At 71.8% G+C, this 14,930-nt stretch carries 16 protein-coding genes; 6 read left to right on the top strand and 10 right to left on the bottom strand.

What is annotated here, in order from left to right:
* Nucleotides 1-64: 64 nt before the first annotated feature.
* The 3 genes from ORI60_RS23030 to ORI60_RS23020 are packed head-to-tail and all read left to right on the top strand — an operon-like array spanning nucleotide 65 to nucleotide 4,129.
* Nucleotides 65-1,384: an SLC13 family permease gene (locus tag ORI60_RS23030; RefSeq protein WP_266036615.1), complete on the top strand. Its 1,320-nt coding sequence runs from the start codon at nucleotides 65-67 to the stop codon at nucleotides 1,382-1,384.
* A gap of 5 nt (nucleotides 1,385-1,389) precedes the next feature.
* Nucleotides 1,390-2,796, top strand: a complete 1,407-nt coding sequence (locus ORI60_RS23025; protein ID WP_266036614.1) for an acyl-CoA synthetase — start codon at nucleotides 1,390-1,392, stop codon at nucleotides 2,794-2,796.
* Nucleotides 2,780-4,129 carry a carboxyl transferase domain-containing protein gene (locus tag ORI60_RS23020; RefSeq protein WP_266036613.1) on the top strand — a complete coding sequence of 450 codons (1,350 nt, stop codon included), beginning with the start codon at nucleotides 2,780-2,782 and terminating at the stop codon, nucleotides 4,127-4,129. The genes ORI60_RS23025 and ORI60_RS23020 overlap by 17 nt, the downstream gene beginning before the upstream one ends.
* Here ORI60_RS23020 and ORI60_RS23015 read toward each other — a convergent pair.
* From ORI60_RS23015 to ORI60_RS22990, 6 genes are read right to left on the bottom strand one after another with little or no spacing between them, the layout of a single operon-like run.
* Nucleotides 4,111-4,275 (bottom strand): hypothetical protein, encoded by a 165-nt coding sequence (locus ORI60_RS23015; RefSeq protein WP_266036612.1) that lies wholly within the window; start codon nucleotides 4,273-4,275, stop codon nucleotides 4,111-4,113. The genes ORI60_RS23020 and ORI60_RS23015 overlap by 19 nt on opposite strands.
* Before the next feature lie 14 nt (nucleotides 4,276-4,289).
* Entirely contained in the window at nucleotides 4,290-4,592 is a 303-nt protein-coding gene (locus ORI60_RS23010; RefSeq protein ID WP_266036611.1) for a hypothetical protein, read from the bottom strand.
* Entirely contained in the window at nucleotides 4,589-5,764 is a 1,176-nt protein-coding gene (locus ORI60_RS23005) for a cation:proton antiporter (protein ID WP_266036610.1), read from the bottom strand. The genes ORI60_RS23010 and ORI60_RS23005 overlap by 4 nt, the downstream gene beginning before the upstream one ends.
* Nucleotides 5,765-5,768: 4 nt before the next feature.
* Nucleotides 5,769-6,242: a cation:proton antiporter regulatory subunit gene (locus ORI60_RS23000; RefSeq protein WP_266036609.1), complete on the bottom strand. Its 474-nt coding sequence runs from the start codon at nucleotides 6,240-6,242 to the stop codon at nucleotides 5,769-5,771.
* Nucleotides 6,243-6,250: 8 nt separating this feature from the next.
* A complete protein-coding gene (locus ORI60_RS22995) occupies nucleotides 6,251-6,898 on the bottom strand; it encodes a response regulator (protein WP_266036608.1) in 648 nt (215 codons plus the stop codon).
* Nucleotides 6,895-7,878 carry a histidine kinase gene (locus tag ORI60_RS22990; RefSeq protein WP_266036607.1) on the bottom strand — a complete coding sequence of 328 codons (984 nt, stop codon included), beginning with the start codon at nucleotides 7,876-7,878 and terminating at the stop codon, nucleotides 6,895-6,897. Before ORI60_RS22990 ends, ORI60_RS22995 begins: the two co-directional genes overlap by 4 nt.
* Nucleotides 7,879-7,985: 107 nt before the next feature.
* On the opposite strand from ORI60_RS22990, the gene ORI60_RS22985 reads away from it, so the two are divergent.
* On the top strand, nucleotides 7,986-8,123 hold the full coding sequence (locus ORI60_RS22985; RefSeq protein ID WP_266036606.1) for a hypothetical protein: 138 nt from the start codon (nucleotides 7,986-7,988) through the stop codon (nucleotides 8,121-8,123).
* A gap of 697 nt (nucleotides 8,124-8,820) precedes the next feature.
* On the opposite strand, the gene ORI60_RS22980 is transcribed toward ORI60_RS22985, so the two are convergent.
* On the bottom strand, nucleotides 8,821-9,474 hold the full coding sequence (locus ORI60_RS22980; RefSeq protein WP_266039928.1) for a winged helix-turn-helix transcriptional regulator: 654 nt from the start codon (nucleotides 9,472-9,474) through the stop codon (nucleotides 8,821-8,823).
* A gap of 121 nt (nucleotides 9,475-9,595) precedes the next feature.
* Here ORI60_RS22980 and ORI60_RS22975 point away from each other — a divergent pair, with 121 nt between their 5' ends.
* A complete protein-coding gene (locus ORI60_RS22975; RefSeq protein WP_266039927.1) occupies nucleotides 9,596-10,813 on the top strand; it encodes an MFS transporter in 1,218 nt (405 codons plus the stop codon).
* On the opposite strand, the gene ORI60_RS22970 is transcribed toward ORI60_RS22975, so the two are convergent.
* Nucleotides 10,800-11,387, bottom strand: a complete 588-nt coding sequence (locus tag ORI60_RS22970; protein ID WP_030479816.1) for an XRE family transcriptional regulator — start codon at nucleotides 11,385-11,387, stop codon at nucleotides 10,800-10,802. The genes ORI60_RS22975 and ORI60_RS22970 overlap by 14 nt on opposite strands.
* A gap of 67 nt (nucleotides 11,388-11,454) precedes the next feature.
* Here ORI60_RS22970 and ORI60_RS22965 point away from each other — a divergent pair, with 67 nt between their 5' ends.
* Nucleotides 11,455-12,408 carry an alpha/beta fold hydrolase gene (locus ORI60_RS22965; RefSeq protein ID WP_266039926.1) on the top strand — a complete coding sequence of 318 codons (954 nt, stop codon included), beginning with the start codon at nucleotides 11,455-11,457 and terminating at the stop codon, nucleotides 12,406-12,408.
* On the opposite strand, the gene ORI60_RS22960 is transcribed toward ORI60_RS22965, so the two are convergent.
* Complete coding sequence (locus ORI60_RS22960; RefSeq protein WP_266039925.1) at nucleotides 12,398-13,870, bottom strand: amidase; 1,473 nt, start codon at nucleotides 13,868-13,870, stop codon at nucleotides 12,398-12,400. The genes ORI60_RS22965 and ORI60_RS22960 overlap by 11 nt on opposite strands.
* Nucleotides 13,871-13,969: 99 nt before the next feature.
* Nucleotides 13,970-14,896 (bottom strand): patatin-like phospholipase family protein, encoded by a 927-nt coding sequence (locus ORI60_RS22955; RefSeq protein WP_266039924.1) that lies wholly within the window; start codon nucleotides 14,894-14,896, stop codon nucleotides 13,970-13,972.
* Nucleotides 14,897-14,930 lie beyond the last annotated feature (34 nt).

Raw genomic sequence — 14,930 nt, 5'->3', positions numbered from 1 at the left:
ACCACTTGGCCACTGAGCCAGCCCAGGCCATCCACCCGGACAGCCCCAACGACGGGAGCCCTGCATGTCCGCCGAACTGATCTCGATACTCGTGCTGGTCGTGGTGTTCGTCATCGCCACGACCAGGTCGATCAACATGGGTGCGCTCGCCTTCGCCGCGGCCTTCGGGGTCGGCACGCTGGTGGCGGACATGAAGACCGACGACATCTTCAAAGGCTTCCCCGGCTCGTTGTTCGTCGTGCTGGTCGGGGTGACGTTCCTGTTCGCCATCGCCCGCGCCAACGGCACCACCGACTGGCTGGTGCACATGGCGATCCGCCTGGTCGGCGGGCGGATCGCGTTGATGCCGTGGGTGATGTTCGCGATCACGGGTGTGCTGACGGCGATCGGCGCGGTGAGTCCGGCGGCGGTCGCGATCGTGGCGCCGATCGCGATGGGGTTCGCGGCCAAGTACCGGATCAACCCGTTGCTGATGGGCGTCATGGTCGTGCACGGCGCGCAGGCCGGCGGGTTCTCCCCCATCAGCATCTACGGCACGATCGTCAACGGGATCGTGGCGAAGGAAGGCCTGCCGGGCAACGAGATCGTGCTGTTCCTGGCCAGTCTCGTGGTGAACCTGCTGATCGCCGCCGTGGTGTTCGTGGTGCTGGGCGGCATGAAGCTCGCCAGGCAACCGCTGGAGGCGCCCGCGCTGGCCCGCACCGGTGGTGGTGACGACGCGCTCGGCGGCGGAGCCGGCGACGACGACACCCGCGACGTGACCGACGTGGCGGAAGAGCGGGTCGCCCTGACCGCGCCCCGCATCGCGACGCTCCTCGGCCTCGCCGCCCTCGTGATCGCCGCGCTGGTGTTCGACCTCGACGTGGGCCTCGCCGCGATCACGGTGGCCGTGCTGCTCAGCGTGGTGTGGCCGGAGACGTCCAAGCAGGCGATCACCCAGATCACCTGGCCGACGGTGCTGCTGATCTGCGGCATCCTCACCTATGTCGCGGTGCTGCAGACGATGGGCACGATCAAGTGGGCGGGTGACTCGGTCGCCGGTGTCGGCGCTCCGCTGCTCGCCGCCCTGCTGATCTGCTACATCGGCGCGATCGTGTCGGCGTTCGCCTCGTCCGTCGGCATCATGGGCGCGCTGATCCCGCTGGCCGTGCCGTTCCTGCTGCTGGGCGAGGTCAGCGCGATCGGCCTGATCGCGGCGCTGGCGGTGTCGGCGACCGTGGTCGACGTGAGTCCGTTCTCCACCAACGGCGCCCTGGTGCTGGCCGGTGCGCAGGACGTCGACCGCGACAAGTTCTTCAAGCAACTGATGGTCTACGGCGGGATCATGGTCGCGGCGGCGCCGCCGCTGGTCTGGCTCGCCCTCGTCGTCCCGGGAATCTGGTGACCTTGATGTTCGCTCTGCAGTCCGACCGCGTCGCCCTCCGCTTCGGCGACCGGACCCTCACCCACGCCGAGCTCGGCGCCTGCGCCGGGGCTCTGGCACAGCGGCTGTCCGGCCTGCCTCGGGTGGCGATCTGGGCGACCCCGGCCATCGAGACGTGCGTCGCGGTCGTCGCGGCCCTGCTCGCCGGGGTGCCCGCGGTGCCGCTCAACCCGAAGGTCGGCGAACGCGAGCTCGCGCACATCGTGACGGACAGCGCGCCCGCCGCGGTGCTCGCCGCTCCCGGCGTCGAGCTCCCCGAGGGCCTGGGACCGGTGCCCCGACTGGACGTCGTGCTCGACGGCGGGGGCGCCGCGTCGTTCGCCGATCCCGGTGCCGAGGCGCCGGCGCTGATCGTCTACACCTCGGGCACGACCGGCGCCCCCAAGGGCGTCGTGCTGCCACGCCGGGCGATCGTGTCCACTTTGGACGCGGTCGCGGAGGCGTGGGGGTGGGCCGGGGACGACGTGCTGGTGCACGCGTTGCCGTTGTTCCACGTGCACGGGCTGATCCTCGGCGTGCTGGGCCCGTTGCGACGGGGCGGCACGGTGCACCACCTCGGCAAGTTCTCCACCGCAGCGGTCACGCGGGCGCTGGCCGGTGACGGCACGATGATGTTCGGCGTTCCGACGATGTACCACCGCATCGCGGAAGAAGTGGGCGACGACCCGGAGCTCGCCACCGCGTTGAGCGGGGCGCGGCTGCTGGTGTCGGGCTCGGCGGCCCTGCCCGTGCGCGACCACGAGCGGATCGCCGCCGCGACCGGGCAGCGCGTGGTCGAGCGGTACGGGATGACCGAGACGCTGATGAACACCAGCGTCCGCGCGGACGGCGACCGCAGGCCGGGCGCGGTCGGCGTGCCGCTGCCCGGCGTCGAGGTGCGGCTGGTCGACGACGCCGGGCGGACGCTGGACGACGCCGGCGCGATCGGGGAGATCCAGGTGCGCGGGCCGAACCTGTTCACCGAGTACCTCAACCGGCCCGACGCCACCGCCGAGGCGTTCGCGGACGGCTGGTTCCGCACCGGCGACGTGGGCACCCGCGACGAGGACGGCTACTACCGCATCGTCGGGCGCAAGGCGACGGACATCATCAAGAGCGGTGGCTACAAGATCGGCGCCAGCGAGATCGAGAACGCCCTGCTGGACCACCCCGGGGTCAAGGAGGTGGCGGTGACCGCCGAGCCCGACGACGACCTCGGCGAACGGATCGTCGCCTGGGTCGTGCCCGCCGGGGCGGAGCCGTCCCCGGACGAGCTGGCCGACCACGTGGCGCGGCTGCTCACCCCGCACAAGCGGCCTCGGGTGGTGCGGTTCGTGGAGTCGTTGCCGCGCAACGACATGGGCAAGGTGATGAAGCGTGCCCTACGGGCGTGAGCCGGCCCGTGAGGTGATCGGGCGGGTGGCGTCGTCCTTCGCCGAGCTGCCGGACGGCCTGGGGCCCTCCGCCGGGGACGGGCCGCTCGGCTGGCCGGGCTACGGCGACCAGCTCGCGCGAGCGGCGGCCTCGACCGGTGAACGCGAGTCCGCGGTCTGCGGGGTCGCCGAGATCGGCGGGGTCACGGCCGCGGTGGTGGCGTTCGAGTTCGGGTTCCTCGGCGGCTCGCTGGGAACCCGCACCGGCGCCCGCATCGAGCAGGCCTTCACGCACGCCCGCGAGCTCGGCCTGCCGGTGGTCTCGCTGGTCGCGACCGGTGGCAGCCGCATGCAGGAGGGCACGCTCGCGTTGATGCAGCTGCCCCGGATCGCCCGGCAGCTCACGCTGAACCGGGAAGCAGGGCTGCCGCACATCGCCGTCCTGCGCGATCCCACGACCGGGGGCGGCTGGGCCACGCTCGGGGCGGGTGCGGACGTCGTGCTGGGACTGCGCGGCGCGCAGGTCGGGTTCGCCGGGTCACGGGTGCGCCCGCCGGGGTACTCGGTGACGCAGCAGTTCGCGGCCGGTCTCGTCGACCAGCTCCTGGCACCGGAGGAGCTGCGCGAGCGGCTGGAGCGCTGGCTGCGGCTGCTCACCACCACGTCCACCGGCGGCCCCGCTCCCGTGCCGCCGGCGCTGGGACAGGCGACGCTGCCGAAGAGCGGCTGGGACGCGGTGGTGCGCGCCCGCACGCTGGGCCGCCCGCGCGCCAAGGAGTACCTCGCCTCCTACTTCGACTGGCACGAGCCGGTCAGCGGTGATCGCGGCGGTGGCGTCGATCCCGGTGTGCTGTGCGGGTTCGGGCACCGCGACGGGCAGACCATCGCCTACGCGGCGCAGTGCGGCACGGCGACCCGGCCCGCCGGGTTCCGCACGGCGGCCCGGCTCGTCCGGCTGGCGGACCGGCTGGGGATCCCGGTGCTGACGCTCGTGGACACACCGGGTGCCGCCAACGACGAGGTGGCCGAGAAGGCCGGGGTGGGCGCCGCGATCGCGGACATGTTCACCGCGGTCGCGGCGGCGCGGGTGCCGGTGACGACGCTGGTGATCGGAGAGGGCGGATCCGGTGGCGCGCTGGCGTTCGCCGCGCCGGACCGGATGTGGGTGACGCCGGACTGCTACTTCGCGGTGATCTCGCCCGAGCTGGCGAACGCGATCCTGAAGCGGGACCCGGCGCGGGCGCGGCAGACGGCGGAGGAGTTGCGGTTGCGGCCGCAGGACCTGGTCGAGCTGGGCGTGGCGCGGGGGATCGCCCAGCCCGACCAGTCCGCCGATCAGGCCACGGCCAGGTAGAGGAAGGCCAGAAGCGAACTCGGGACGCAGATGGTCACGAGTCCGACGACGCCGTAGAACGGCTCCTTCTTGAACACCATCGCGCCCAGCGCACCGACACCGGCGAGCACGGACGCGACGAACAACAGCAGAACGACGTACGACATGGGAGGTCCTCAGGTCAGGGGTGGGTGGAGCCGGGAGCGGCCGCGTGCGGCGGTGCCCGGCTCGACCGGTGACCTGAGGTCGTTCCCTCGACGTGCTGGGCGGCGGCCACGACGACCGCCGCCGGGCCCTGCGGCGGGCGTGGGCCGGACGCGGGGCCGGGCAGCGCCCAGCAGGCGTCCGGAGACGCCGTCGTCTGCACGTGCACGGCCGAGACCGGAGCGTTCAGCCCTGATCCCGGCCGGTCCGAGGCCGTGTCGCGGGTGCTCGTGCCGACGAACGCCAGCAGCAGGGCCAGCAGGAGTGCCGGCCACCTCACCGAGCCGCTGCCCGCCTGCGGAGGAAGAACTCGCCGACCGGTTCCACGTAGCGCGCCGCGATGGGGCCGATGATCGCCATCAGCAGCACGTACGCGGTGGCGAGCGCGGCCAGCTGATCGTTCACGTGGCCGGAGGCGACGGCCAGACCGGCGATGACGATGGAGAACTCCCCTCGCGCGACCAGCGCGGCACCGGTGCGGGCGCGGCCCATCGTCCCGATGCCCTGGCGCCGTGCCGCCCACCAGCCCGTCGCCACCTTCGTCGCGGTGGTGATCACGGCCAGCAGCACCGCCATGCCGAGCACGGGCGGGATCGTGCGCGGATCGGTGTTCAGTCCGAACACGACGAAGAACATCGCGGCGAACAGGTCCCGCAACGGTTCGAGCAGCCGCGTGGCGTTCTCGGCGGTGGAGCCGGAGATCGCGATGCCGAGCAGGAACGCTCCGACGGCGGCGGACACCTGCAGCTCCGAGGCGATGCCGGCGACCAGCAGCGCCGACCCGAGCAGTTTGAGCAGGAACACCTCGTGGTCGGGGCTGTCCACCACGGCCGAGATGAACCGGCCGTACTTCAGCGCCACGACCAGGACGACGGTGATCGCGAGCAGCGAGATGCCGACCGACGTGAGCCCGCCGACGAAGCTGACGCCCGCGAGCACGGCCGTGAGCACCGGCAGGTAGACGGCCATCGCCAGGTCCTCGAACACCAGCACCGAGAGGATCACCGGAGTCTCGCGGTTGCCCAGGCGGCCGAGGTCGCCGAGGACCTTCGCGATGATGCCGGACGACGAGATGTAGGTGACGCCCGCCATCGCCAGCGCGCCGACCGGGCCCCAGCCGAGCATCAGCGCGACGATCGCGCCGGGTGCCGCGTTGAGCACGATGTCGAGGACACCGGCCATCCACGACTTCTTCAGGCCGGTGGTGAGTTCGGACGCCGAGTACTCGAGGCCCAGCAGCAGGAGCAGCAGCACCACGCCGATCTCGCTGGCGAGGTGGGCGAACTCCTCGATGCCGTGCAACGGGACGAGTCCACCCGAGCCGAACGCGAGACCGCCGACGAGGTAGAGCGGGATCGGCGAGATGCCGAATCTCCAGGCGAGGCGGCCGAGCAGGCCCAGTCCGAAGAAGACCGCACCCAGCTGGATCAGGGCGATCGTGGTGTCGTGCACCGGCTCAGCCGCCCGTCAGGATGTCCGCGGCGGCGTCGAGACCGTCCGAGGTGCCGACGACGACCGCGAGGTCGCCGTTCTCGAACAGGAACTCGGGGCCGGGCGACGGATGCGCGTTGCCCGCGCGCACGACCGCGACGACGGAGGCGCCGGTGCGGGTGCGCAGCGCCGTGTCGCCGAGCGTGCGGCTGGAGAACGCCGTGACCGGCAGCTGGCGGGTCGTGATCCCGGTGATGTCGGCGTGCTGCCTGGCAAGCTTCGAGACGAGCTGCGGCGCCCCGAGCAGCCCGGCGAGCGTGCCCGCCTCCTCCGGCGCGAGCGGGATCGACGCGACGGTCGTGTCGGGATCGTCCTGTTTGGACATGATGAGCTCGAACTTGCCGTCGCGGTAGGAGATCACGCCGATCCGGCGGCCGGAGCGGAGGGAGAAGTCCTGCCTGACCCCTATGCCGGGCAGGGGCGTCACTTCGACGTTCACTCGAGTTCCTAGGGTTCAACGAGCCCGGCGCGGATCGCGTACCGGGTGAGTTCGAGGCGGTCCCTGAGCCCGAGTTTCTGCAGCAGGTTGGCCCGGTGCCGCTCGACGGTCTTGACGCTGATCACGAGCATGTCCGCGATCTCCTTGGAGGAATGGCCCTCCGCGACCAGCTTGAGGATCTCCTCCTCGCGATCGGTGATCGCCTTGGCCGGGAGGCCACCGCCCTCCCCCGCGCGGTCGAGGTAGTTGCGGATCAGCGAGTTCACCGCGCCGGGGTAGAGGAACGGCTCGCCGCGCATGGCCGAGCGGCAGGCCTCCACCAGGTCGCGGTCGGCGACGGACTTCAGCACGTACCCGGAGGCGCCCGCCTTGAGCGCCTCGAAGAAGTACTGCTCGTTGTCGTACATCGTCAGCATCAGGATCCGCAGGTCCGGCAGGAGGCGCGAGAGCTCGCGCGCGGCCTGCAGCCCGGTCAGCCGCGGCATGGCGATGTCGAGGATCGCCAGGTCCGGCTTCTCCCTGCGCGCCATGCTGATCGCCTCGGCACCGTCGCCCGCCTCACCGACGACCTCCAGGTCGGGTTCGTTGTCCAGGATCATCCGGACGCCGCGGCGGACCAGCGCGTGGTCGTCCGCGAGCAGGATGCGCACGGTCATCCGCCCTCCCCCTTGGCCTTGACCACCAGCCTGACCTCGGTGCCCGGCAGCGCCGGCCCGACGGTCAGGTCGGCGCCGACCAGCAGCGCCCGTTCCCGCATGCCGCGGATGCCCGCCCCTTCCTGGCCGTCGCCGATCCCCCGCCCGTTGTCGCGCAGCAGCAGCTCCACTTCGGACGGACGGGCCGTCAGGGCGAGCTCGATCTGGTCGGCCCGCGCGTGCCGGACGGTGTTGGTGAGCCCTTCCTGCGCGACGCGGTAGACGACCAGTTCGGTCTCGGCGTCGAGCGCGGGCAGGTTCTTGTCGAACGACCGCTTGATCGTGAGGCCGGCCGGGTCACCGATCTCCCGCGTGAGCGCCTTGAGCGCGCTGACCAGTCCCAGCTCCTCCAGCACACCAGGCCGGAGCCGCCGCGCGATGCGGCGGATCTCGTCGAGCGTGCTGCGCGTGGTCTCCTGCACCTGGAGCAGTTCCTCGCGCGTCTCCTGCGGCGACTGGTCCGCCACCCGCTTGAGACTCAGCAACACCGCCGTCAGCGACTGCCCCACCTCGTCGTGCAGCTCCTGCGCCACCCGCCGCCGCTCGGACTCCTGCGCCGACAGCGCGATGGCCGAGCTGTACCCGCGCTCGGTCTCCAGCCGGTCGATCATGCTGTTGAACGTGGTGATCAGCTCAGCGATCTCCCCGTGCCCCGCCGCCCGCAACCGAGGCCCGGGCTTGAGCAGGTCGATCGTGGTCATCGCCCGCGTGAGCCGCCCGAGCGGCGCCAGCCCCACCCGGATCAGCACGGCGTTCGCGATCAGCATCACCACCAGCCCGGCCCCCAGCACCAGCACCTCGCGCAACGGCGCCGGCGTCGACACGGTCGCGGGCCCGAACACCAGCAACGCGGCCGCGATCAGCAGGACCAGGGCGTTGAGCAGGAAGATCCGCCCGAACAACGACACGCGCGCCGCCTCTCCGTGATCACTTCCCGCCACGCCTGCGAGGCTGACGGGTGGGGGCACCACGTGTCCATCCGTGGCAACACCCATGTTCGCGGGGGCCGGGCGGGTGCGCCGGTCGGCGGGCTGCGGGTGGGGTTCTGGTGGGGACCGTCACGCCGGGTGGAGTGACGTGGGTCGCGCCCGGCGAGGCGGCCGTGGCGAGGCGGCCGTGGCGAGGCGGCCGTGGCGAGGCGGCCGTGGCGTGGCGGTACGGCGGTGGCGTGGCGTGGCAGCAGTAGTGGGTGGCGCGGCCGTGTGGATGGCACGGCCGTGTGGGCGGCGCGGCGGCGGGTGGCACGGCGGCAGTAGTAGGTGGCGCGGCCGTGTGGATGGCACGGCCGTGTGGGCGGCGCGGCGGCGGGTGGCACGGCGGCAGTAGTAGGTGGCGCGGCCGTGTGGGTGGCGCGGCGAGGTGAGGGTGTTGGGTGGCACGGTTCGGCCGCGCGACCAGCGCCGATGCGACGAGGCAACGGCGCGGGTCAGCGACGCGACCACAGGCAATGCGACAAGGCAACGCGCTAGGTGACCGAGCCAGCTGCGCGACCACAGCCGGTGCGACGAGGCGTCGCTGGGCGGCGCGGATCGGTCGCGCAACCCCAGGCGATGCGACAAGACACCGAGCTGCAAGACACCGAGCTGCGCGGCACCGGCCAGCCGCGCAACCCAGAACCGGTGGGCGGTGACACCCACGACGCCACACCTCGGCTGCCCCGGACAGCACCCCGGTTGAGTGCCACGACGGATCGCCCCACCAGCCCGAGGTGACGGATCGTGGAGCCAGACGCCCTCAACCCCACGGGAGGCGCCCGATGACCCCCCGCCGCACCCGAACCTGGCCCGCTCACCTAACGGCTCTCGCGCTGCTCACAGCAGGCCTGCTCACCCCACACGCCCTGCTGATCGCCGCCGGACTGCTCCTGGCGGGCTCGGTGGCGCTCAGGCCGCGCGCGGGACGGTGAACACGCGCAGGAACGTCCCGAGCAGTGCGGGATCCCCGGCCAGCCCGACCGTGCCGTCCCGCATCGCGCTGACGATCGCGCGGTAGGACGCCAGGTCGTCGTCGGCGAGTTCCACGGTGATGGTCAGGTCGGGGCCCGCCGGTGCGGGGCCCAGGCCGGTGAGCAACGCGCCGTCGGTCACCACCGCGTGCACCACCACGTCGCGGACGTGGATCTCCCACGACGCCGTCAGCCCGGTTGCCTGTTCCGGCTGGAAGACGGCGCGGAGGTTCAGCACCATGCCCTCGGGGGTGACGACGTCGTTCTTCTGCGGCTCGCCCAGTTGCGTCGCGCCCCAGCGGGCCAGCGACAGCAGAGCCGGCTCCAGCGACTGGCCGACGGGGGTCAGCGCGTAGACGACTCCGCGGGCGGGCGCCGGGGCTACCTGGCGCTCGACGATGCCCGCCTGTTCCAGCTCCTTGAGGCGCGTGGCCAGCACGTTCGTCGGGATGCCCGCGAGGCCCGTCTGCAGTTCCGTGTAGCGGCGCGGCCGCACCATGAGGTTGCGCACGATCAGCAACGCCCACCGCTCGCCGACCAGTTCCAGCGCGCGGGCGAGGCCGCAGTACTGGCCGAAATCACGTCGCTTCACAGCCGAACCATAGCAAGCTTGCGCAAGCGCAGCCAACTACGCAACACAAAGTTCACTTGCAAAAACGAAGCATCAAGCCTTACCGTCGTCGCAACCTGCTCCCGAACTCGAAGGAAGTGCGATGACCGCACTGCTCGATCGCACCGACACGGCCGTGCGGCGCCCGTTCCTGTCCCGCGGTGCCGGTTTCGCGGGCATCTCGGCCGCGATGGTCGCGATCCTCGTGGCGGCCGGCGCGCCGACGCCGTTGCTGCCGATCTACCAGCAGCAATGGGGGTTCGCGCCGTGGGTGCTGACCCTCGCGTTCGGCATCTACGCCTTCTCGCTGCTGGTCTCGATCCTGGTGATCGGGTCGCTGTCGGACTACGTGGGACGGCGGCCGCTGATGATCGCCGCGCTGGCCGTCGACCTCGTCGCGATGGTGATGTTCCTGGTCGCGCCGAGCATCGGCTGGGTCATCGCGGCACGGGTCGTGCAGGGTGTCGCGACCGGTGCGGCCTCCAGCGCGCTCAGTGCCGCCGTCGTCGAGCTGGCGCCCGAGCGGTACAAGAAGCTCGGCGCCCAGATGACCAGCATGGCGCCGCTCGGCGGACTGGCGATCGGCGCGCTCTTCGCGGGTCTGCTGGCGGAGTTCGCCTCCGACGCGACGTTCGAGGTGTGGCTGGTGCTCGCCGTGGTCATGGCGGCCGGGACCGTCTTCGCGGTCTTCACGCCGGAGACCGCGACCCGCAAGCCGGGCGCCCTGGCCTCGCTGAACCCCCGCATCTCCCTGCCCGCCCAGGTGCGCAGGCTCTACTGGACGTCGGTTCCGGGCATCGTCGGCGGGTTCATGACGATGACGGCGTTCATGGGACTCGTGCCCGCGCTGCTGGTCGCGGTGTTCGCCGTGCAGAGCCCGATCGTCGGGTCGCTGCTCGCCTTCGTCGCGCTCGGAGCGTCCACAGTGGCCTCCGCGTTCTCCAGCGGTGTCAAGGCACCGAGGCTGCGGCTCGGCGGCACGATCGCGATGGTCGCCGGAGCCGTGCTGTTCGTCGGCAGCATCGGCGCCACGTCGCTTCCCCTGCTCTGGGCCGCGGCGGTCGTGGGTGGCGCCGGGATCGGCGCGTCGTTCGCCGGCACCACGCGCGGGCTCGTGCCCGAGGTCGCACCGCACGAACGCGCCGGGCTGTTCACCGCGATCTTCTTCGTCGGCTACCTCGCGATGGGCAGCTCGGCGATCATCGCGGGACTGTTCGCCGGTGTCGTCGGAGCGACGTCCATGGCCATCGGCTACTGGATCGTCGTCGCGGTCGTGACGTTGGTCAGCGTGGTCGCGATGGTGCGGGTCAACCGGAGCTGATCCGGTCGGCGTGGACGTGCGTGCGCACCCCCTGGGGGTCAAACAGGATCAGCAGTTCGACCGCGCCGCCGTCCGCGCTGCCCAGCCAGTGCGGCTTCGAGGTGTCGAACTCGGCGGCCTCACCGGGCGGCAACGTCAGGTCGAGGTCGTCGAGCACCAGCCGCAACCGTCCGTTGAGGACGTAGAGCCACTCGAACCCGTCGTGCGTCTGCAGCGTCGGCTCCAGCGGTTCCGGCACGGCCGGGATGAGCATCTTGAACGACTGCACCCCGCCCGGCCGCCGCGACAACGGCACGAACGTCATGCCGTACTTGTGGATCGGCTTGAGGTGGATGCGCGGATCACCGGTCCGCGGGGCGCCGACGAGGTCGTCCAGCGGCACGTCGTAGACGCGCGACAGCGGCAGCAGCAGCTCCAGGGTCGCCCGGCGCTGCCCGCTCTCCAGCCGGGACAGGGTGCTCTCCGAGATTCCCGTGGTCGTCGCGAGGTCGGCGAGCGTGATGCCCCGGTGCCGGCGCAACGTCCGCAGCCGCGCGCCCACCCCGTCGAGAACGTCTTCGGTTTCGCGGTTCACGGGTCCGAGCTTGCCACACTGGCAAGTTTTCGTGCCAGATCCAGCAACCGCAGCCCAAGCTGGCCGCATGAAACGCCTAGTGCTCGCCTTGCTGCTCCTGATCACGGCCTGTGCCACGCCCCAGCAGACCCCGGCGTACGCCACCGCCACCCAGAACGACCCGGCTTTCCAGAAGACCTTCCGGCACGAGTTCGCCGACGTCGACGGCATGCGCATGCACTACGTGACCGGAGGCAGCGGCAGCCCGGTCGTGCTCATCCACGGCTGGCCGCAGACCTGGTACGGCTGGTGGCCGATCATGCCCGCGCTCGCCGAACGCCACACCGTCTACGCGCTGGACCTGCCCGGACTGGGCGACAGCACCGGCAAGCCCAAGGGCTACGACAAGGCCACGCTCGCGCGGTACGTCCACGCGCTGACCAGCAAGCTCGGTCTTCGCGACGCCTCCGTCGTCGGGCACGACCTCGGCGCGGCCGTCGCGTTCCAGTACGCCAGCCAGTTCCCGGGGGACACCGCCCGTCTGGGCTACCTCGACCTGCCGCTACCGGGCCCGGCGATCGACGCGCGCACCTACCGCACGCTCAGCTGGCACATCGCGTTCCACTCCCAGCCCCGGGTTCCCGAGGCGATCGTCCAGAACGACGTGCGCGACTACCTCGAGCTCTTCTACCCGCAGGTCTCCTACCAGGGCAGCGCGTTCGGCGGCACGTCGACGACGTCCCCGTTCGCGGACGACGAGATCGACGAGTACGCGCGCACCTACGGCGCGGCCCTCTCCAACGGCTTCGAGCTGTACCGCGCGCTCGACCAGGACGTCCGCGACACCGAGGCCGCCCGGCCGGTCCAGGCCCCGGCCCTGGTCATGGCCGCGGAGGGCCAAGCCGAGGCGATCAAGGGCACGGCCGCACCGCGGATGACGAACATCGTGCGCGCGCTCGACGTCCCCAAGGCGGGACATTGGCTGGTCGAGGAGAACCCGCGGTTCGTCACGACCGAGCTGCTGCGCTTCCTCAGTTCATGACCGGCATGCGATCGGACCACGGCAGCGCCTCCTCCAGCTGTGCCGCGAGCTTGATCAGCAACGCCTCCCCCTGGAGCGGCGCGACGAACTGGACGCCGAGCGGCAGCCCGTCCGCCGTCCAGTGCAGCGGCAACGAGAGCGCGGGGCGGCCGGTGATGTTCGCGAGCTGCGTGTACGGCACCCAGCCGAGGTTCTCGGAGATCATGTCGTCGACGATCTTCGTGTGCTTGAGGAACCGGGCCGTACCGGTCCTGAGCAGCACGTCGGTCGCCCTCTGCAGCGACACCGGCAGGTCGAATTGGCCGACCTTCGGCGGCGGGGTCGCGAGCGTCGGCGTCAGCAGCAGGTCGTAGGACTCGAAGTAGGTGCTGAGCCGGCGGGTGTGCTCGTGCCGCCGCTGCACGGCGTCCACGTAGTCGACGCTGCTCGTGGCCCGTCCCAGGGCGGCCATGAGCAGCGTGTCGCGTTCGAACGCGCTGTCCGGCGCCCCGGTCAGGCGCTTCGCGTCGGCGACCTTCCACGCGAGGTTCACGAACCACGTCAGCAGGAAGTCCTTGGCCAGCACCGCGTCGTCGAACGGCGCCCGCGGCAGCTCCTCGACGTGGTGGCCGAGGCCGGTGAGCACGCGGACGGCCGCCGCGACGGCCGCGACCGCCTCGGGATGCGGGTCCGGGTTGATCGCCGACGGCACCCGCACGCCGATCCGGAGCGAGCCGGGAGCCTGGCCGACGTAGGAGAGGAACGACTCCGGCGGCATCGCGGGCGAGTAAGGCCCGGCCGGCTCACCACCGCAGATGACGTCGAGCATCGCGGCCGTGTCGCGGACCGTGCGCGAGACGACGCCCTGCACCGCCGCTCCGTGCATCATCTCGGCGGTGTCGGGCCCGAACGGCGTGAGGCCGCGTCCCGGCTTCAGCCCGACGAGCCCGCAGCAGGCCGCCGGGATCCGGGTCGAGCCACCCCCGTCGTTCGCGCCCGCGCAGGGCACGATCCCGGCGGCGACCGCGGCCGCCGAACCGCCGGAAGAACCGCCGGGGGTCCGTTCCAGGTCCCACGGATTGCGCGCCGGGCCCCAGACGGCCGGCTCGCTGATCGCCTTGGCACCGAACTCCGGCAGGTTGGTCTTGCCGAAGATCACCAGGCCCGCGTCGATCCAGCGCTGGACGACGGTCGAGTGCGCGGCGGCCTTCAGCGCCTTCAGCGAGCGCGACCCGTTCGAGGTCGGCAGGCCCGCGTAGTCCTGGCCGAGGTCCTTGATCAGGAACGGCACGCCGGCGAACGGGCCGGTGAGGTCGCCGGACGGTTCGGCCGGGACCTCCCGCACGATCGCGTTGAGCCGGGGGTTGACCTCCGCGGCGCGTTCCCTCGCCACCGCGAGGAGTTCGGCCGCGGACACCTGCCTGTCCGCGACGAGCCGGGCCAGCCCGGTGGCGTCGTACTTCCGGTACTCGTCGAAGTCCACGCGCTCAAGGTAACCGCTCGACCGCCGAAGACGGTCTTCCGCACCACAGCGGGGTTTCCTCGTGCCCAGCGGACCGAGCCGGGCCGCCGTCCACGAGGGTCAGGACACGAGACAGCCCGCCAGGTCCTTCATCGCCGCCTCCACGCCGACGTCGAGGGCGGCCTGCATCACGCGCGGGCGCCGTTCGGTGCGGCCGATCGTCGCGCTGCCGAGCGGCGGCCGGATCTGCAGGCAGGCGGGGTGGGACGCGAGGAGCTGCTCGTCCAGCGCCCTGATGTCCTCGCGCCGCAACCAGGCCGTCACGACGCCCGGCGCGTGGCGGGCGAACCACCGCGACAGCACGAAGCGTTCCCCGCGGGACGGCGGCACGCCCAGGAACTCGTCCTCGCGCCGCGTGCGCAGCGCGACGACGTGCGTGGCGCCCTGCGCGAGAGCCGTCCTCACGGGAATCGTCTCGCTCAGCCCGGCGTCGACGTACGGGCGGCCGTCGATCATCACGGGGTCGCCCGCGAGGAACGGCATCGCGGTCGACGCCCGCAGCGCGGTCTGCAGGCTCGGGGTGTCGCGGACGTGGCCGTGCAGGTCGGTCGCCTCGCCGGTGAGACCGTCCGTCGCCATCGGGTGGAACTCGACGGGGTTGTCGAGGATCTCCTGGAAGCCCATCGGGTGGACCTCCGTGTAGACGGTGTGGACGAGGTGGTGGGTGTCCACGACAGGCCGCCGGGTGAACGCGCGCCTCGGGTTGATGGTGGTGCGCATGACGGCCGGGTCCCACCAGGCGTGCTTGCTCCTGTCCGCCCGGCCGCACAGCAGCCAGGCCGCGTTCAGCGATCCCGCCGAGCTGCCGTAGACGGCGTCGAACAGCGGCAGCAGCCCGAGCCGTTCGATCGCGACGGTCATCCCGCTGGAGTAGACGCCGCGCGAGCTGCCGCCCTCGACCAGCAGGACGAGCCGCGCGTCGTCGTTCCGTTGTCCTGGAACGCTTTGCTGCCGCCTGCGCTCGCGCAGCAACTCGAGAACCGTCATGCCGAAACCCTATCTGCGGGCCCTGCACCACGCT

It is taken from the genome of Lentzea sp. NEAU-D7, from assembly GCF_026242055.1.
Classification (GTDB): Bacteria; Actinomycetota; Actinomycetes; order Mycobacteriales; family Pseudonocardiaceae; genus Lentzea.
The sequence above is the reverse complement of the archived record's forward strand: the minus strand, read 5'-3'. Positions and strand labels throughout refer to the sequence as shown.